Source organism: Pseudonocardia lacus, assembly GCF_018531445.1.
Lineage (GTDB): Bacteria > Actinomycetota > Actinomycetes > Mycobacteriales > Pseudonocardiaceae > Pseudonocardia > Pseudonocardia lacus.
This window is the reverse complement of the sequence record NZ_JAHDTH010000034.1, coordinates 20791-38460: the sequence shown is the minus strand read 5'-3', so window position 1 is coordinate 38460 and position 17670 is coordinate 20791. Positions and strand designations below refer to the sequence as shown.

General features: G+C 72.9%; 18 protein-coding genes. 5 read left to right on the top strand and 13 right to left on the bottom strand.

Annotation, left to right across the window (positions count from 1 at the left end):
- Positions 1-14 precede the first annotated feature (14 nt).
- The 3 genes from purF (at position 15) to KIK08_RS10255 (ending at position 3046) form a co-directional block, all read left to right on the top strand.
- Complete coding sequence (purF, locus tag KIK08_RS10265) at positions 15-1601, top strand: amidophosphoribosyltransferase (protein WP_214402812.1); 1587 nt, start codon at positions 15-17, stop codon at positions 1599-1601.
- Positions 1602-1680: 79 nt separating this feature from the next.
- Complete coding sequence (purM, locus tag KIK08_RS10260; protein ID WP_214402811.1) at positions 1681-2778, top strand: phosphoribosylformylglycinamidine cyclo-ligase; 1098 nt, start codon at positions 1681-1683, stop codon at positions 2776-2778.
- Between the two features lie 28 nt (positions 2779-2806).
- Positions 2807-3046 (top strand): CPCC family cysteine-rich protein, encoded by a 240-nt coding sequence (locus KIK08_RS10255; protein ID WP_214402810.1) that lies wholly within the window; start codon positions 2807-2809, stop codon positions 3044-3046.
- Here KIK08_RS10255 and KIK08_RS10250 read toward each other — a convergent pair.
- Positions 3040-3714 carry an NUDIX hydrolase gene (locus tag KIK08_RS10250; protein WP_214402809.1) on the bottom strand — a complete coding sequence of 225 codons (675 nt, stop codon included), beginning with the start codon at positions 3712-3714 and terminating at the stop codon, positions 3040-3042. The genes KIK08_RS10255 and KIK08_RS10250 overlap by 7 nt on opposite strands.
- 129 nt (positions 3715-3843) lie before the next feature.
- On the opposite strand from KIK08_RS10250, the gene KIK08_RS10245 reads away from it, so the two are divergent.
- Entirely contained in the window at positions 3844-4026 is a 183-nt protein-coding gene (locus KIK08_RS10245) for a hypothetical protein (RefSeq protein ID WP_214402808.1), read from the top strand.
- Positions 4027-4189: 163 nt separating this feature from the next.
- The gene (locus KIK08_RS10240) at positions 4190-4651 is read left to right on the top strand and encodes a hypothetical protein (protein WP_214402807.1); all 462 of its coding nucleotides are present in this window, start codon (positions 4190-4192) and stop codon (positions 4649-4651) included.
- Positions 4652-4657: 6 nt separating this feature from the next.
- Here KIK08_RS10240 and KIK08_RS10235 read toward each other — a convergent pair whose 3' ends face one another.
- From KIK08_RS10235 to iolC, 12 genes are all read right to left on the bottom strand, one after another.
- The gene (locus tag KIK08_RS10235) at positions 4658-5647 is read right to left on the bottom strand and encodes a Gfo/Idh/MocA family protein (RefSeq protein WP_308257546.1); all 990 of its coding nucleotides are present in this window, start codon (positions 5645-5647) and stop codon (positions 4658-4660) included.
- Complete coding sequence (locus KIK08_RS10230; protein ID WP_214402806.1) at positions 5644-6510, bottom strand: sugar phosphate isomerase/epimerase family protein; 867 nt, start codon at positions 6508-6510, stop codon at positions 5644-5646. Before KIK08_RS10230 ends, KIK08_RS10235 begins: the two co-directional genes overlap by 4 nt.
- Positions 6507-7526 (bottom strand): Gfo/Idh/MocA family oxidoreductase, encoded by a 1020-nt coding sequence (locus KIK08_RS41635; RefSeq protein WP_214402805.1) that lies wholly within the window; start codon positions 7524-7526, stop codon positions 6507-6509. Before KIK08_RS41635 ends, KIK08_RS10230 begins: the two co-directional genes overlap by 4 nt.
- 8 nt (positions 7527-7534) lie before the next feature.
- The gene (locus KIK08_RS10220; protein ID WP_214402825.1) at positions 7535-8287 is read right to left on the bottom strand and encodes an ATP-binding cassette domain-containing protein; all 753 of its coding nucleotides are present in this window, start codon (positions 8285-8287) and stop codon (positions 7535-7537) included.
- A 65-nt stretch (positions 8288-8352) separates the two neighbouring features.
- On the bottom strand, positions 8353-9414 hold the full coding sequence (locus KIK08_RS10215) for an ABC transporter permease (RefSeq protein ID WP_214402804.1): 1062 nt from the start codon (positions 9412-9414) through the stop codon (positions 8353-8355).
- A 64-nt stretch (positions 9415-9478) separates the two neighbouring features.
- Entirely contained in the window at positions 9479-10477 is a 999-nt protein-coding gene (locus KIK08_RS10210; protein ID WP_214402803.1) for a substrate-binding domain-containing protein, read from the bottom strand.
- Between the two features lie 63 nt (positions 10478-10540).
- A complete protein-coding gene (locus KIK08_RS10205; protein WP_214402802.1) occupies positions 10541-11461 on the bottom strand; it encodes a TIM barrel protein in 921 nt (306 codons plus the stop codon).
- A gap of 10 nt (positions 11462-11471) precedes the next feature.
- Positions 11472-12998 (bottom strand): CoA-acylating methylmalonate-semialdehyde dehydrogenase, encoded by a 1527-nt coding sequence (locus tag KIK08_RS10200; protein ID WP_214402801.1) that lies wholly within the window; start codon positions 12996-12998, stop codon positions 11472-11474.
- Positions 12995-14872 carry a 3D-(3,5/4)-trihydroxycyclohexane-1,2-dione acylhydrolase (decyclizing) gene (gene iolD, locus KIK08_RS10195; protein ID WP_408004658.1) on the bottom strand — a complete coding sequence of 626 codons (1878 nt, stop codon included), beginning with the start codon at positions 14870-14872 and terminating at the stop codon, positions 12995-12997. Before iolD ends, KIK08_RS10200 begins: the two co-directional genes overlap by 4 nt.
- Positions 14869-15756, bottom strand: coding sequence for a 5-deoxy-glucuronate isomerase (gene iolB, locus KIK08_RS10190; RefSeq protein WP_214402800.1), 888 nt, complete (start codon positions 15754-15756; stop codon positions 14869-14871). Before iolB ends, iolD begins: the two co-directional genes overlap by 4 nt.
- On the bottom strand, positions 15753-16628 hold the full coding sequence (locus KIK08_RS10185) for a Cgl0159 family (beta/alpha)8-fold protein (RefSeq protein ID WP_214402799.1): 876 nt from the start codon (positions 16626-16628) through the stop codon (positions 15753-15755). The genes iolB and KIK08_RS10185 overlap by 4 nt, the downstream gene beginning before the upstream one ends.
- The gene (gene iolC / locus KIK08_RS10180; protein ID WP_214402798.1) at positions 16621-17580 is read right to left on the bottom strand and encodes a 5-dehydro-2-deoxygluconokinase; all 960 of its coding nucleotides are present in this window, start codon (positions 17578-17580) and stop codon (positions 16621-16623) included. Before iolC ends, KIK08_RS10185 begins: the two co-directional genes overlap by 8 nt.
- Between the last annotated feature and the right edge of the window lie 90 nt (positions 17581-17670).

Here is a 17670-nt window from a genome sequence, read left to right as displayed (position 1 = left end):
CCGAGGAGTGCGTGTTGGGTTCCCACCGGAACGAACCAACCCCCGCCGACACCCCCGACGATCCCCCGGACACCGCCTCCATCGACGACAGCCCCCGCGAAGAGTGCGGCGTCTTCGGCGTGTGGGCCCCCGGCGAGGACGTCGCCAACCTGACCTACTACGGCCTCTACGCCCTGCAGCACCGCGGCCAGGAAGCGGCCGGCATCGCCGTCTCCGACGGCAGGCGGATGGTGGTCTTCAAGGACCTCGGCCTGGTCAGCCAGGTCTTCGACGAGCAGGTGCTGGCCTCGCTGAAGGGCCACATCGCCGTCGGGCACTGCCGCTACTCGACGACCGGCTCGGTCACCTGGGAGAACGCCCAGCCCACCTTCCGCACCACCGCGACCGGCAGCGGCATCGCGCTGGGCCACAACGGCAACCTGGTCAACACCGCCGACCTGCGCGACGAGATCGCCCAGCTGCGCGGCTCCGGCGTCGGCGGCCGCGGCGACCTGGCCGCCACCACCGACTCCGACCTGCTCACCGAGCTGCTCGCGGCCGGCGCCGCCGACACCGGCGTCGAGGAGGCGGCCATGCGGCTGCTGCCCCGGGTGCGCGGGGCGTTCTCGCTGGTCTTCGCCGACGAGCAGACGCTCTACGCCGCGCGCGACGCGCACGGCGTCCGCCCGCTCGTGCTGGGCAGGCTCGAACGCGGCTGGGTCATCGCCAGCGAGACGGCGGCGCTGGACATCGTGGGCGCGTCGATGGTCCGCGAGGTCGAGCCCGGCGAGCTGCTCGCCATCGACGCCGACGGCATCCGCAGCTCGCGCTTCGCCGCCCCGGAGCCCAAGGGCTGCGTCTTCGAGTTCGTCTACCTGGCCCGTCCCGACACCACCATCTCCGGCCGGTCGCTGCACGCCGCCCGCGTGGAGATCGGGCGCAGGCTGGCCCTCGAACACCCCGTCGAGGCCGACCTGGTCATCCCGGTCCCCGAGTCGGGCACCCCGGCCGCCATCGGCTACGCGCAGGGCTCGGGCATCCCCTACGGCCAGGGCCTGGTCAAGAACGCCTACGTCGGCCGGACGTTCATCCAGCCCTCGCAGACGATCCGCCAGCTCGGCATCCGGCTCAAGCTCAACCCGCTGCGCGAGGTCATCCGCGGCAAGCGCCTGGTCGTGGTGGACGACTCCATCGTGCGCGGCAACACCCAACGCGCGCTGGTGCGGATGCTGCGCGAGGCGGGGGCGCTGGAGGTGCACGTGCGCATCGCCTCGCCGCCCGTGCGCTGGCCGTGCTTCTACGGCATCGACTTCGCCACCCGCGCCGAGCTGCTGGCCGGCTCGCTGGACGCCGAGGGCGTGCGCCGCTCGATCGGCTCGGACAGCCTTGGCTACATCTCGCTGTCGGGCCTCGTGGCCGCCACCGAGCAGCCGCGCAGCCGGCTGTGCTCGGCCTGCTTCGACGGCGAGTACCCCATCCCGCTGCCCGAGGAGGCCCGCCTCGGCAAGCACCTGCTGGAGGAGCTGGAGCCGGTCGCCCCCGGGGTGTCCGGCGCGGCTTCCGGCGACCCCGGGCCGCTCGCCGTCGGATACGGTGCCTCGGACGCGTTAGGACGGCCCTGACCGGGGCACCTCCCACGTGAGCACGATCACCGCGGCGCGACCCGCCGCGCCCGAACCCGCACCAGGAGCGTCTGCGACCATGCCGCCGAGCACTGCGAACCCCGACGGCGCGATGAGCTACGCCGCGGCCGGGGTCGACGTCGACGCGGGCGAGCGCGCCGTCGACGCGCTGCGCCCCTACGCGGAGAAGGCGAACCGCCCCGAGGTGCTGGGGGGCATCGGCGGCTTCGCCGGGCTGTTCGCGCTGCGCTCCGGCCGCTACACCGACCCGGTCCTGGCCGCCTCGACCGATGGCGTGGGCACGAAGGTGGCCGTCGCCCAGGCGGTCGACAAGCACGACACGATCGGCCTCGACCTGGTCGCCATGGTCGTCGACGACCTGGTCGTGTGCGGGGCCGAGCCGCTGTTCCTGCAGGACTACATCGCCGTCGGCCGGCTCGTGCCCGAGCAGGTCGCGATGATCGTCAAGGGCATCGCGGAGGGCTGCCAGCAGGCCGGCTGCGCGCTGCTGGGCGGGGAGACCGCCGAGCACCCCGGCCTGATGGAGGACGGCAGCTACGACCTGTCGGCCACCGGGGTCGGCATCGTCGAGGCCGACAAGGTGCTGCGCCCGGAGCGGGTCCGCTCCGGCGACGTGCTGGTCGCGATGGGCGCCTCCGGACTGCACTCCAACGGCTACTCGCTGGCCCGCAAGGTGCTGCTGGACATCGCCCGGATGCCGCTGGGCGGGCACGTCGAGGAGTTCGGCCACACCCTGGGCGAGGAGCTGCTGGTCCCCACCCGCATCTACGCCAAGGACTGCCTCGCCCTGGCCGCCGAGACGAGCGTGCGCACGTTCTCCCACATCACCGGCGGCGGGCTGGCCCGCAACCTGGAGCGGGTGCTGCCCGAGGGCCTGGAGGCCGTCGTCGAGCGCGGCACCTGGACGCCCGCGCCGGTGTTCAAGCTCATCGCCTCGCGCGGGCGGGTCGAGCGCGCGGAGATGGAGAAGACGTTCAACATGGGCGTCGGCATGGTCGCCGTGCTGCCCGCCGACGACGTCGACCGCGCCCTCGCCGTGCTCACCGCCCGCCACGTCCCGGCCTGGGTGCTGGGCCAGGTGCGGCGCGCGGAGTCCGCGGGCGACGGCACGCCCGGCTCGCGGGTGCACCTGGAGGGCGACCACCCCCGGTTCTGAGCCGGGTGCCGTCGGGGACCATTGCCGGGTGAGCGCATCCCCCTGCCCCGTCTGCGGGTGCCTGACGCTGCGCGGCGGCCCGTTCGACGTGTGCCGCGTGTGCTTCTGGGAGGACGACGGCGTGCGCGCCGCGGACGTCGTCAGCGTCCCGAACCGGATCACGCTGGCCGAGGCCCGGGCCAACTACGCCGCCTACGGGGCCTGCGACCGGCGGGTGCTGCACCTCGTGCGCCCGCCGCTGCCCGAGGAGCGGGCCCCCGCTCACTGAGCGGGCGGCTCCCGCAGCATCGGCGGGTGCAGCACGGTCGCCGGGCCGCGCTTGAACAGCTGCGCCGGCCGCCCGCGGCCGCTGGAGGTGCGCTCCTCGGTCGGCAGCAGGAACCCCGGGGTCGAGGTGACCTTGCGGTTGAAGTTGCGCGGGTCGATCGAGACGCCCCACACGGCCTCGTAGACGCGGCGCAGCTGGGTGACCGTCATCGGTTCGGGGCAGAACGACGCGGCCAGCGTCGTGTACTCCAGCTTGGCCCTGGCCCGCTCGACGCCGTCGGCGAGGATCGCGGCGTGGTCGAAGGCCAGCGGCCCGGTCGCGTCGACGGGGTACCACTGCCCGCCGACCGGCTCCGCGCCGAGGCTGCCGGCCGGCACGAGCGCCAGGTGCCCGACGCCGAGCACCCGCCCGCGCGGGTCGCGGTCGGGAGCGGCGTAGCTGCCGAGCTGTTCGAGGTGGTGGCCGGGCAGCGCGAGCCCGGTGCCCTCGGCGAGCTCGCGCGCGGCCGTGTCGAGCAGGTCCTCCTGCGGGCGCACGAACCCGCCGGGCAGCGCCAGCTCGCCGGCGTGCGGTGCCATGTCCCGGCGCACCAGCAGCACCGACAGCTCGTCGTCGCGCACGGTCAGCACGACCAGCTCGACGGTCACCGCGAACACGTTCCCGCGCACGATTCCTCCGGCTTGTCGTCAGAATGACGCTAGCGACCGCGTCGTCGGGGGCGTCGGGCAGGGTGGATCACCCCGCCGTCCCCGACCCGGGAGCCGTCCCGTGCCCCGACCGATCGGCCTGCTCGGCTGGTGGCGCTGGCCGCGGCGGTCGGCACCGTCGCCGCGATCGACAACGGCGGCGACCTGAGCTCCGCGGGGTTCGCCGCCGCGACGCGCGGCGGCTTCGCCGCCGGGGTGGTCGCGCTGCTGCTGGCCGCCGGGTGGCACCTGCGCCGGCTGCGGCGCGCCCCGTCGAGAACGAAGTTGTCGTGATCAGCAAGCCCTGTGGATCACGACAACTTCGTTCTCGACGGCTGCATCGGGATCAGCCGAACGACCCCTGGGCCGGCGGGGGTGGGGATGTTCTACTCGGCGCGCGACGGTGGGGGCTCGGCGCGGGGGCGGGGGAATGGGTCGGCGGATCGCGGTCTCATTGGTGGTGGCAGTGGCGGCGACGCTGTCGGCGTGCGCGCCCTCGGTCGTGCCCGGGGTGGCGGCGCTTCAGGTGCCGCCGGGGTGCGAGCGCTACCTGACGGTCGCCGACGTCGAGGAGGCCATGGGTCGGTCGGTGAGCGCGGTGCTCAGCGACAACGGCGAGGACTGCCAGTTCGTGCTCGGCGCACCGGAGGACAAGGCGTCGGTGGCGGTCATCGTCGACATCCCGCCGGACAGCCCCGACCTGCCCGCCCTGCGCGCGGTCGACCTCGACGCCCTGCCGCCGCACGGCCCGCAGATCGCGTCCTACTACGAGGTCGCCAACGGCCGGGAGACGCTGCTCGCGCTGTCCGGCACGGCCTTCTACAAGCTCGTCGTCACCTCCCGGTCGACGACCGCCGGGGGCAGCGGTCTGCGCCCGAGCGTGGTGGCCATGGCGAAGAAGGTCGCGGCCCGGCTCTGACGGGGGTCAGGGCGTGGGGGCGAGGGCGACGGGGTGCCCGGTCCGGTACGACCGCTCCGCGGCGGCGGCCAGGTCGAAGGCGGCCACCGCGTCCGCCCCGGTGACCAGCGGCTCGCTCCCGTCCCGCACGCAGCGGGCGAAGGCGTCCAGCTCCTCGGCGTAGGCCAGCGGGAAGCGCTCGGCGAAGTCGCGGGGCAGCCCGTGCGCGGCCTGCCCCGGCGTGCGCCACTCGGGGCCGCGCGGGGCGTCGACGCGGGCGGTGGCCAGGGTGCCCATGACCTCGGTCGAGCACTCGTAGCCGTAGCCCGCCGCCCGGGCGTTGTCGATGACGCCGAGCGCGCCGGAGGCGAACCGCAGCACGCACACCGCCGTGTCCAGCTCGTCGGCCGCGGCGAACGCGGGGTCGGCGGCGGCGCCGTGCGCGCTGACCTCGACGACCTCGCCGGCCAGCCAGCGGGCCATGTCGAAGTCGTGCACGGTCACGTCGGCGAAGAAGCCGCCGGAACCGGCCAGGTACGCCGGGTCCGGCGGCACCATGTCGCGCAGCGACGTGCGCAGCAGGGTGATCCGGCCCAGCTCCCCGGCGTGGATCCGGGCGGCGACCGCGGCCCAGTCCGGGTCGAAGCGGCGGTGGAACCCGACCTGCAGCGGTACGCCCGCGCGGTCGGCGGCCGCGATCGCCCGCAGCGAGGTCTCCCGGTCGAGCGAGAGCGGCTTCTCGCAGAACACCGGCCGCCCGGCGGCCGCGGCGACCTCGACCATCGGCGCGTGCAGGCCGGTGGGCGTCGCGATGGCGACGGCGTCGGTGGCGTCCAGCAGTTCCTCGTAGGACGCCACCCAGGGCACGTCCAGCTCGGCGGCCAGCGCCTCGGCCACCACCGGGTCGGCGTCGAACACCGCCCCCAGCTCGGCCGCGGCGCACCGGTGGGCCAGGTTCCGGGCGTGGATCCGGCCCATCCGGCCGAGCCCGGCCAGCCCGACCGACAGCCGGGTCACAGTGCGATCCCGTGCTTGGCGGCGTAGGCCTCGACCTTCTCGCGGTTGGCCACCAGCGACTCGCGGGCCCGGTCCTCCCAGGCGAACACGCAGACCGTGGCGATGCCGTCGAACCCGACCTCGGCCAGCGTCGCGAAGAACAGGTCCCAGTCGACCTCGCCCTGGCCGATGTCGGTGTGCTGGTGCACGCGCACCGTCGAGCCGGGCGGGTTGACGATGTAGCGCAGGCCGGACGACGCGGTGTGGTCGAAGGAGTCGGCGATGTGCAGCTGGGTGAGCAGCGGCCCGGCGTAGCGCATGATCCCGGCCAGGTCGCCGCCCTGGTGGAAGGTGTGCGGCGCGCAGTAGAGGAACGTGACCAGGTCGGAGTCGATGCCGCGGACCATGTCGACGGCCGCGCAGCCGTCCTCGATGAAGTCGTCGGGGTGCGGCTCCAGCGCCAGCCGAACGCCCTCGCGCTCGAAGACCGGCAGCAGCTCCTCCATCGACCGCCAGAACTGCGCCTCGCTGGCCTGCGCGGCCTCCGGGCGGCCGTTGAACTCGGAGTTCATCTGCCGGCAGCCCAGGTCGACGGTGACCTGGACGGCGCGCTTCCAGTACCGCACCGCGGCCTGCCGGGCGTCCTCGTCGGGGCCGGACCACCGGTACAGCGGCAGCACCGAGGCGATCTCGACGCCGGCGGCGTCCAGCTCGCGGCGGAAGTCGGCGATCTGCTGGCGCCCCACCCGCGGGTGCACGAAGAACGGCAGGAAGTCGTCGCGCGGCGACAGCTCGATCGCCGAGTAGCCCAGCTCGGCCACCAGCCCGGGCAGCTCCAGCAGGGGCGTGCTGCGCACCATGTGCGGGTCGACGGCGAGCTTCACGAGGCGTCCTTGTCGTAGAGCGCGGGCCGCTCGCGCAGCAGCACCGGCTCGCGGTTGCCGCTGCGCAGCGCGATCAGGCCGGTCTCGCAGGCGACGGTGGCCGCGTAGCCGTCCCAGGCGCTCGGGCCGGTGGTGCCGCCCGCGCCGACCGCGTCGATCCAGGCCTGGAACTCCGCGTCGAACGCCCGGGCGAACCGCTCGCGCCAGTCGGCCGGGACCCGCCCCGAGTGCGTGCCGACCCGCTTGGTGACCACGCCGGCGCTCTCGGACAGCTCGACGGTGCCGTCCTCGCAGACGACCTCGCCGCGGATGTCGTAGGCGAACCCGGCGTTCACCGAGGCCTCGACGTCGACGAGCACCCCGCTGTGCATCTCCAGCAGCACCAGCAGCGGGTCGTTGAAGCCCTCGCGGGCCTTGCTGCTGACCCGCGGGGTGAGCACCCGGACCGCGGCGATCTCGTCGTCGAACATCCAGCGGGCGACGTCGATGTCGTGCACCGTGGAGTCGTTGATGATCATTTCGCTGGTGAAGAAGTCGGGCACCGACGGGTTGCGGTGGGCCGCGTGCATGAGCAGCGGGTCGCCGATCTCGCCGCTGGTCACGATCTGCTTCATGGCCCGGTACTGCTCGTCGTAGCGGCGCATGAACCCGACCGAGACCAGCCGCCGCCCGGCCGAGACCTCGGCGTCGAGGATCCGGTCGCAGGCGTCGCGGGTGGTGGCCAGCGGCTTCTCGCAGAACACCTGCTTGCCGGCGGCGATCGCGGCCAGCACGTACTCCTCGTGGGTCGGGCCCCACGAGGTGACCACCACCGCGTCGACGCCGGTGTCCTCGATGAGGTCCTGGCCGTTGGCGTGCACCCGCGCGTCCGGCAGGCCCTCGGCGACCGAACGCGCCCGGTCGGCGTCGACGTCGGTCACCGCCGCCACGCGGACCCCGGACAGCACCGTCGACAGCCGGCGGACGTGGTCCTGGCCGATCATCCCGGTGCCGATGACTCCGACGTTCACAGACACGTCCGCTCCTAGCGCTTCAGCTCGTGCGACAGCTCTTCGAGCTCCTGGCCGCCGGCCATCTCGGCGGTGAGCTCCTCGAGCGTCACTTCGGACCGCTTCTTGTCCAGCACCCGCCGGCCCAGCTTCAGGATGATGAAGTGGTCGCCGACCATGTAGGCGTGGTGCGGGTTGTGGGTGATGAACACGACGCCCAGGCCGGCGTCGCGGGCCGCGGCGGTGTACTTGAGCACCACCCCGGACTGCTTGACGCCCAGCGCGGCGGTGGGCTCGTCGAGGATCAGCACGCGGGCGCCGAAGTAGACGGCCCGGGCGATCGCGACGCACTGGCGCTGCCCGCCGGACAGGGTGCCGATGGGCTGGTTGATGTCCTTGACCGCGATGCCCATCTTGCGCAGTTCGGCGTCGGCGATCTCGCGCATGCCCTTGATGTCCAGCGGGGCCAGCGGGTAGCGGCCCTTGCGGATCTCCGAGCCGAGGAAGAAGTTGCGCCAGACCTCCATCAGCCCCACGACGGCGAGGTCCTGGTAGACGGTGGCGATGCCGTGGTCGAGCGACTCGCGCGGCGACCCGAAGCGCACCTCCTGCCCGTCGACCTTGAGCGTTCCCTCGGTGTGCGGGTGCAACCCGGAGATGATCTTGATGAGGGTGGACTTCCCGGCGCCGTTGTCCCCGAGCACGCAGGTGACCTCGCCGGCGTTCACGGTCAGGTCGATGCCCTCGAGCGCCCGGATCGCCCCGTAGGCCTTGCCGACACCGGTCATCTCGACCAGCGGCGTGCCGACCTCCAGCGTGCGGTCGGCGTGCTCCACGATCGTGTCGGTCACCGCTAGCTCCTCCGGTTGAGGGCGTAGTTCTTGACGTAGAGGTTGAGCACGACCGCGAGCAGCAGCATCGCGCCGAGGAAGAACTTGAACCAGCTCGGGTCCCAGCCGGCGAACACGATGCCCTGGGTGGTCATGCCGAAGATGAACGCGCCCACCGCGGCGCCGATCGCCGAGCCGTACCCGCCGGTGAGCAGGCAGCCGCCGACGACCGCGGCGATGATGTAGAGGAACTCGTTGCCGACGCCCTGCCCGGACTGCACGGTGTTGAACGCGAACAGCGTGTGCATCCCGTAGAACCAGCACATGAACGCCACGCCCATGAACAGGCCGATCTTGACCTTGTTCACCGGGACGCCGACGGCGCGCGCGCTGGCCGCGTTGCCGCCGGCCGCGAAGATCCAGTTGCCGAGCCGGGTGCGCAGCAGGATCCAGGTCGCCAGCGCCACGAAGAAGATCCACCAGAGCACCGTGACGCGGACCGTCACCCCGCCCACCACGAACTCCGAGGCGAACACGGCGCGCGCGGAGGCGAACCCGTCCATGTCCGCGACGTTCTGGGTGGCCACCGTGCCGGTGACCAGCTTGGTGACGCCGAGGTTGATGCCGCCCAGCATGAAGAACGTGCCCAGGGTGATCAGGAAGCTGGGGATGCCGGTCTTCACCACCAGGTAGCCGTTGAGGAACCCGACGGCCAGCATCACGACCAGGCTGACCAGCACCCCGACCCACAGGTTCGCGGTGAGCTGGAAGCTGAACATCGACGCGGTCAGCGCGGCGGTCACGACCGAGACACCGGCCGAGAGGTCGAACTCGCCGCCGATCATCAGCAGGGCCACGCCGACCGCGACGATGCCGATCGAGGAGCTCGCGTAGAGCACGGTCGACAGGGCCGGCAGCGTCCGGAACGGCTCGGCGATGACGAAGAAGAAGACGAAGATCGCGACTGCCGCGGCGACCGAGCCGATCTCCGGACGGGTGAGCAGGGCGGACAGCAACGACTTCTTGGGGCGCTCGACCTCTTCGGTCGGCGGCGGGGGCTTCTGGGTCGCGACGGGTGAGCTCATGGCCCGCTCCAGGGGATCTGATGGGGCCGGGGGGAGCCGGGAACCGACTCCCCCCGGGACGGAACTAGCGGGTGTTGTTCTCGGCGTAGGTGACGATCTGCTCGATGTTGGTCGAGTCGACGAAGGACGGGCCGGTCAGCACCGGGCTGCCACCACCCAGGTCGTTGCCGTTGGACAGGTTCAGCCACAGCGACGCCACGGCCATGTAACCCTGCACGTAGGGCTGCTGGTCGACGGCGAAGATGATCCGGCCCTCCTGGATGGCCTTCGCCGCGTCGACGTTGAGGTCGAACGTCGCGACCTTGGCCTGGCTGCCGGCGTCGGACACCGACTCCAGCGCGGTGAGGGCGTACGGGGCGCCGAGCGTCACGATGTGCGTGACCGACGGGTCCTCCTGCAGCTTGGCGCCGATCGTCGAGCGCACCGACGGCAGGTCGGTGCCCTGGACGTAGAGGACCTCGGTGTTCGGGAACGTCGCGGTCACGCCGGCGCAGCGGGCCTCCAGCGCGACGTGGCCCTGCTCCTGGATCACGCAGATGGCCTTCTGGCCGCCGTCCTGGGCGAGCCGCTCACCCGCGGCCTGGCCGGCGACGGTCTCGTCGGAGCCGAAGTACATCTTCGCGCCGAACCCTTCGTACTGGTCCAGGCCCGAGTTGAACGCCACGGTGGGGATGCCGGCGTCGGCGGCCGCCTTGGCCGCCGGGCCGACCTGGTCGGCGTAGGCGAGCGTCACGGCCAGGCCGTCGACCTGGCTGTCGATGGCGTTCTGCACCAGGGTCGCCTGCTCGGGCGCCTGCTGGCCGTTGGAGTAGCGCAGCTCGACGTTGTGCGCGGCCGCGGCGGCCTCGGCGCCGGCCCGGATGCGGTCCCAGAACGTGTCGCCCGCCTGCTCGTGGGTGACCATCGCGATCGTGTAGCGCTCGCCGCCGACGGTTCCGCCGGTGCCGCCGCCCCCGCCGCCCTCCTGCTGCTGGGCGCCGCCCTGGCTGCTGCAGGCGGCCAGCGCGAGACCGAGCGCGGCCGCCACGGCGGCGGCGCGCATCGCCTTCCGGGTACTCCTCATTGAGTGTGTCCTCTCTTCGACCGCCGACGGGGGCGGCGGGGGCTGGGTGGCCTGGGCCCGGGATCAGTACGGCCAGCGCCGCACCGGGCCCAGCCCGCAGCCGCGCAGGTAGCCCGCGGTGCGGGCGGCGATCGGCAGCGGGATGTGCGGCTCGACGGGGTAGAGGTCCTGCTCGACGACCGCGAACAGGTCGGTGTCCAGCCGGGCCAGCGCGTCCAGCAGCGGCGGCATGGCCGGCTCGCCGTAGGGCGGCTCGACCATGACGCCCATCGGCACGGCCTCCGCGAGCGAGAGCCCTTCGGCGCGCACCTTGTCGCGCACGGCCGGGTCGACCTGCTTGAGGTGCACGTAGCGGATGCGCTCCGGGAAGCGCTCGACGATGGCGATGTTGTCGCCGTGGCAGTACGAGACGTGCCCGGTGTCGAGGCAGAGGTTGACGTAGCGCGGGTCGGTGTCGGTCAGGAACCGCTCGATGCGCTCCTGGGTGTCGATGTGGGTGTCGGCGTGCGGGTGGAAGACCAGGTCGACGCCGTGCTCCTCGAGCAGCAGCTTGCCCAGCCGGTCGTAGCCGGTGGTCAGGGCCTTCCACTGCTCGGGGTCGATGTCGCCGGCCTGGGTGGACTCGCCGGTGTGCTGGTCGGTGTACTGCTCGGGCAGCAGCACCAGGTGCCGGGCGCCGAGCGCGGTGAGCAGCCGGGCCTCCCGCCCGCACGCCTCGACGGCCTCGTCGAGTGCCCGGGCGCCGCGGTGCAGCCCGGCGAACACCGTCCCGCCGCACACCGTCAGGTCGCGCGCGGCCAGTTCGTCGCGCAGCCGCGCCGGGTCCTGCGGCATGAACCCCTGCGGGCCCAGCTCGGTGTGGGTGTAGCCGGCCAGCGCGATCTCGTCGAGGTAGGTCGACCAGCCGACCTGCTTGTCGTCCTGGGGGAACCAGACGCCCCACGAGTCGGGGGCGGTGCCGAGGGTGAGCTTCTCCAGCCGCATCGCCGGGCCCTCAGTTCGCCGTGGGGAAGTGGAAGGACGCCCCGCTGCCTGCTGTATCGATGCTCGCTCCGCTGGCGCTGCGCTCGGTGTGCGGCCAGCGCGACGTGACCACCTTGGCCCGCGTGTAGAAGGACACGCCCTCCGGCCCGTGCACGTGCTTGTCGCCGAACAGCGAGTCCTTCCAGCCGCCGAAGGAGTAGTAGGCCATCGGCACCGGGATCGGCACGTTGACGCCGATCATCCCGACGTTCACCTCGCGCTGGAACCGCCGGGCCGTCTCCCCGGAGGAGGTGAAGATCGCGGTGCCGTTGCCGTACGGGTTGGAGTTGATCAGCGCGATGGCCTCGTCGACGGTGCTCGCGCGCACCACCGACAGCACCGGGCCGAAGATCTCCTCCCGGTAGACGTCCATGTCCGCGGTGACCCGGTCGATCAGCGTCGGGCCGACGAAGAAGCCGTCCTCGTGGCCGGCGACCGAGAGGCCGCGCCCGTCGACGGCCAGGTCGGCGCCCTGGTCGGCGCCCGACCCGATGAGCCCGACGATCCGCTCCCTGGCCGCGGCCGTGATGACCGGGCCCATCTCGCTGTCCTCCTCGCGCCCGGGCCCCACCTTGACCGCGCGGGCCTTCTCGGCGACCGCCGCGACCAGCTCGTCGGCCGCGCCGCCGACGGCGACGGCGGCCGAGATGGCCATGCACCGCTCACCGGCCGAACCGAACGCGGCCGCGACCAGGTGGTCGGAGGTGTAGTCGACTCCGGCGTCCGGCATCACGATCGCGTGGTTCTTGGCCCCGCCCAGCGCCTGCACGCGCTTGCCGTTCGCGGTGCCGCGCTGGTGGATGTACTTCGCGATCGGTGTCGACCCCACGAACGACACCGCGGCGACGTCGGGGTGGTCGAGCAGCGCGTCGACGGCCTCCTTGTCGCCGTGCACGACGTTGAACACGCCCTCGGGCAGCCCGGCCTCGGCCCACAGCTCGGCGACGAACTGCGAGGCCGACGGGTCGCGCTCGCTGGGCTTGAGCACGAACGTGTTGCCGCAGGCGATGGCCACCGGGTGCATCCACATCGGGACCATCGCCGGGAAGTTGAACGGGGTGATCCCCGCGCACACGCCCAGCGGCGCCCGGAACGAGAACAGGTCGACCCCGGTGGAGACCTGGTCGGAGTAGTCGCCCTTGAGCAGGGTCGGGATCCCGCAGGCGAACTCGATCACCTCCAGGCCGCGCTGCACCTCGCCGCGGGCGTCGGAGATGACCTTGCCGTGCTCGTCGGAGACGATCTCGGCGAGCTGCTGGGTGCGGGCGTTGACCAGCTCCCGGAGGTTGAACAGGATCTTGGTCCGGGTCGACAGCGACGACTGCGACCAGCTCGCGAACGCCGCCTTCGCGGCCTGCACGGCCAGGTCGACGTCCGCGGTGCCGGCCAGCAGCACCTCCGCCTGCTGCTGCCCGGTCGCCGGGTTCCAGACCGGGGAGGTGCGGGTGGACTCCCCGGTGGTCGGCTTGCCACCGATCCAGTGGGTCACGGTCCTCACGGCTGGTTCCTCCCGGTCGGTGGGGCGATGAGCGGGCGCTGGTCGCGCTTGTGGGTCTCGTAGGTCTTGCGGGCCTGCTGGGTGCTGTCGAGGCGGGAGACCTCCGACACCGGCACGTCCCACCAGCTCTCGCTGTCGGGCACCGGGGCCAGCGGGTCGGTCTCGATGTGGATGGCCGTGGTGCGCTCGGACGCGCGGGACCGCGCGATCGCGGCGCGGAACTCCTCGATCGTGCGGACCCGGATGACCTCCGCGCCCAGGCTCTCCGCGTTCGCGGCCAGGTCGACGGGCAGCAGGTCGCCGTCGAGCCGGCCGGTGCCCGGGTCGCGGTAGCGGTAGCGGGTGCCGAAGCGCTGCGAGCCGACCGACTCCGACAGCGCGCCGATCGAGGCGAACCCGTGGTTCTGCACGATGACCAGGTTGAGCTTGATGCCCTCGGACACCGCGGTGACGATCTCGCTGGCCATCATCAGGTAGGAGCCGTCGCCCACCAGGGCGAACACCTCGCGGTCCGGGGCCGCCATCTTGACGCCCAGCGCGCCGGCGATCTCGTAGCCCATGCAGGAGTAGGCGTACTCGACGTGGTACTGCTTGGCGTCCCGGGCCCGCCACAGCATCTGCAGGTCGCCGGGCATCGAGCCGGCCGCCTGCACGACGACGTCGCGGGCGTGCATCTCCTCGTTGAGCGCGCCGAGCACCTCGGTCTGCGCCGGCAGCGGGCCGTGGCCGAGGTGGAAGGCCCGGTCGACGACCTCGTTCCACTCCGCGGCGTCCCAGGTCGGTCCCCAGCGCTGCCCGTCCAGGGCCGCCGTGAGCGCCTCCAGGCCGGCCCGGGCGTCGGCCACCAGCATCTCGCCGGCGTGCTTGGCGGCGTCGAAGGTGGCGACGTTGAGGTTGACGAACCGGACGTCGGGGTTCTGGAACGCCGTCCGCGACGCGGTGGTGAAGTCGCTCCACCGGGTGCCCACGCCGATCACTACATCGGCTTCGCGGGCCAGCGCGTTGGCGACCGGTGAGCCGGTCGACCCCACCCCGCCGACGGCGCACGGGTGGTCCCAGAGGATCGCGCCCTTGCCGGCCTGGGTGTCGGCCACGGGGATGCCGGTGGCGTCGGCGAACGCCCACAGAGCGTCGGTGGCCTCGGAGTAGTGCACCCCGCCGCCGGCGACCAGCAGCGGCTTGCTCGCGCCCCGGATCAGCTCGGTCGCCCGCAGCAGCGCGTCGACGTCGGGCATCGGCCGGTGGATGTGCCAGACCCGCTCGGCGAACAGCTCCTCGGGCCAGTCGAACGCCTCGGCCTGCACGTCCTGCGGCAGGCAGATCGTCGCCGCGCCGGTCTCGGCCGGGTCGGTGAGCACCCGCATCGCGCCCAGCAGCGCCGAGGGCAGCTGCTCGGGCCGCCACACCCGGTCGAAGAACTTCGACAGCGGGCGGAAGGCGTCGTTGACGCTGACGTCGTAGCCGTTGGGCTGCTCCAGCTCCTGCAGCACCGGGCTCGCGACCCTCGTGGCGAACACGTCGCTGGGCAGCAGCAGCACCGGGATGCGGTTGGTGGTGGCCAGCGCGGCGCCGGTCAGCATGTTCGTCGAACCGGGCCCGATCGAGGCCGTGCAGGCCAGGAACTGCACCCGGTTGCGCATCCGGGCGTAGCCGACCGCGGAGTGCACCATGCCCTGCTCGTTGCGGGCCAGGTGGTAGGGCATTCCGCCGGATTCGGCAGACTCCAGCAGCGCCTGCGCGACACCGGCCACGTTGCCGTGCCCGAAGATCCCGAACATCCCGGGTACCGCGCGGTGGGTGACGCCGTCGCGCTCGGTGCGCTGCGCGGCCAGGAACCGGACCACGGCCTGGGCGACGGTCAGTCGGATGGTCACGCTTGTTCCCTCTCGTCCGTGCCGGTCAGCGGCAGGCGGGGGTCGACGGGCTGGTCGGCCCAGGTGTCGCGGACCCAGCCGTGCGCCGGGTCGTCGCAGATCAGCCAGGCCCGCTCGGTGCCGGGGCCGGCCATCACGTTGAGGTAGTAGAGGTCGTAGCCGGGCGCGGCCATCGACGGGCCGTGCCAGCCGTGCGGGATGAGCACCGTGTCGCCGCTGCGCACCTCGGTGCACACGTCGATCTCCCGGTCCGCGCCCGAGCTGTAGACGCGCTGGTAGCCGATCCCGTCCCGGCCGGCGGGCGCGTTCACCTCGAAGTAGTAGACCTCCTCGAGGCGGGACTCGCCCTCGCGCTCCTCGTCGTGCTTGTGCGGCGGCCACGACGACCAGTTCGCGGCCGGCGTCAGCACCTCGACGGCGATCAGCTTGTCGGCCTCGAACGCCTGCGGGGTGCAGAAGTTGTTGACCTGGCGGCTGGCCTGCCCGGCCCCGCGCAGCTCCACCGGCACCCCCTCGGCCGGGCCGTAGCGCGCGGTCAGCCGGTTGGCGCAGCGGGCGCCGGGCAGCGCGAACCGCCCGCCGCCCGCCGAGGACACGGTGACCGTCGCCTCGCGCGGGACGTAGGCGAAGTCGCTGACCCGGGAGAACACGCTGCGCCGGCCGGTGAGCGCGAAGCTCTCGCCGTCGCAGGCGACGGTGCCGCCGCCGGACAGCGGCAGCACCACCATCTCCTCGTCGCCGGTCGCGAACGTCGCCTCGGCGCCGGGGGCCAGCTCCAGCACGCGCAGCGAGCTGTAGCCCCACCCGGCCGTCTCCGGGGTGATGACCAGCGCGAACGGGCCGTCCTTCGTCTCACCGGCCCGGACCACGTAGTTGCTGCTCACAGGAGGTTCACCGCCGCATCCACCGCTCCGGCCACGTCGTCGTTGGGGGGGTAGAGCAGGGACCGGCCGATCACCAGCCCCTGCACCGTGGGCAGCGCCAGCGCCTTGCTCCAGCTGGCGAACGCCTTGTCCATGTCGGCGGCGACCTCGCCGCCCAGGATCAGCGCGGGCAGCGTCGTGGCCGCCATCGCGCGCTCCATCTCGTCCACGATCGGGACCTTCAGCCACGTGTGCGCCGACGTGCGGCCCAGCCCCGCGGCCACCGTCATCGCCCGGATCATGGCGTCGGCGGTGAGCTCGTTGCGCACGCGGCCGTCGACGCGGTGCGAGATGAACGGCTCGACCATCGCCATCAGCCGGTTGCCCGCCAGCTCCCCGACGGCGTGCGCGCACGACTGCAGGGTGGGCGCGGTGGCCGGGTCCTCCGGGTCGATCCGGACCAGCATCTTGCCGCCCTCGAACCCGGCAGCGGCGATGCTCGCGGCGTCGTAGGCGGTGAACCGGTCGTCGATCTCGAACGCGGTGCCGGCCAGCCCGCCGCGGTTCATCGAGCCGACCACGACCTTGTCGTCCAGCGCGCCCAGCAGCAGCAGGTCCTCCAGCACGTCCGGGGTGCCGAGCACGCCGTTGACGCCGGGTCGCGACAGCGCCAGCACCAGCCGGTCGAGCAGGTCCACGCGGTGGGCCATGGCCAGCGCGCGCTCGCCGGCGCGCAGCGCGCCCCGGGCCGGGTGGTCGGCGGCGATCATCATCAACCTGCCGTGGTCGTCCAGCAGGGAGGCCGGCCTGCGGCGCCGGGCCGCGGCCTCGGCGATCGCGTCCGGCCGGTGCACGCGGGTGGCCACCAGCTCGGCGAGCACCTCGTCACGCACGGATGGCCTCCTGCAGCTTGGCCTCGACCTCGTCGGCGGTCGGCATGGCGTCCGCGCAGGCCAGCCGACCGGCCACGATCGCGCCGGCGGCGTTGCAGAACCGGATGACGCGCTCGAGGTCCCAGCCGGCCAGCAGCCCGTGGCACAGCGCGCCGCCGAACGCGTCGCCCGCGCCCAGGCCGTTGACCACCTCGACCGGCGCAGGCGGGACCTCGACCGCGCCGTCCGCGTCGAGCGCGAGCACCCCCGCCGGGCCCTGCTTGACCACCGCGAGCTGGATGCCGGCCGCGCGCAGGGCCTCGGCGGCGGCGCGCGGCTCGCGCACGCCGACCGCGGTGTCGCACTCGTCGAGGTTGCCCACGGCGACGGTCGCGTACGGCAGCGCCTCGGAGTACCAGTGGCGCGCGTCCTCGCGCGACGCCCAGAACATCGGCCGGTAGTCCAGGTCGAAGACGGTGATCCCGCGCCGGTCGCGGGCCCGCAGCGCGGCGAGCGTGGCGGTGCGGCTGGGCTCGCGGGACAGCCCGGTGCCGGTGACCCAGAAGACGTCGGCCGCGCGGATCGCGTCCAGGTCGAGCTCGTCGGGGCGGATCTCCAGGTCGGGCGCCGTCGGCTCGCGGTAGAAGTACAGCGGGAAGTCGTCCGGCGGGAAGATCTCGCAGAACGTGACCGGGGTGTTCAGCCCGGGCACGGCGGTGACGAACCGGTCGTCGACGCCGAAGCCGTGCAGCGCGTCGTGCAGGTACTCGCCGAACGGGTCGGCACCCGTGCGGGTGATCACCGCGCTGCGCCTGCCGTAGCGCGCCGCGGCCACCGCCACGTTGGACGGGCTGCCGCCGAGGTACTTGCCGAACGACGTGACCTCGCGCAGGGACACCCCGATCTGCAGCGGGTAGATGTCCACGCCGATCCGCCCCATCGTCAGCACCTCGGGCGCCGCGTCCAACACCATCGTTGTCCTTCCCGCCCGTGATCGAGCAGTGACAGCAGTGACGGCGAACCCAGTGAGATGTACTCTCCACGCTGTCTGCACGTCAATACT

Bases quoted from the DNA above. Each gene is read 5' to 3' on its own strand.
- KIK08_RS10215 (WP_214402804.1), bottom strand. From the start codon at position 9,414: ATGAGCTCACCCGTCGCGACCCAGAAGCCCCCGCCGCCGACCGAAGAG.
- purM (WP_214402811.1), top strand. From the start codon at position 1,681: ATGCCGCCGAGCACTGCGAACCCCGACGGCGCGATGAGCTACGCCGCG.
- iolC (WP_214402798.1), bottom strand. From the start codon at position 17,580: ATGGTGTTGGACGCGGCGCCCGAGGTGCTGACGATGGGGCGGATCGGC.
- KIK08_RS10210 (WP_214402803.1), bottom strand. From the start codon at position 10,477: ATGAGGAGTACCCGGAAGGCGATGCGCGCCGCCGCCGTGGCGGCCGCG.
- KIK08_RS10205 (WP_214402802.1), bottom strand. From the start codon at position 11,461: ATGCGGCTGGAGAAGCTCACCCTCGGCACCGCCCCCGACTCGTGGGGC.
- KIK08_RS10220 (WP_214402825.1), bottom strand. From the start codon at position 8,287: ATGACCGGTGTCGGCAAGGCCTACGGGGCGATCCGGGCGCTCGAGGGC.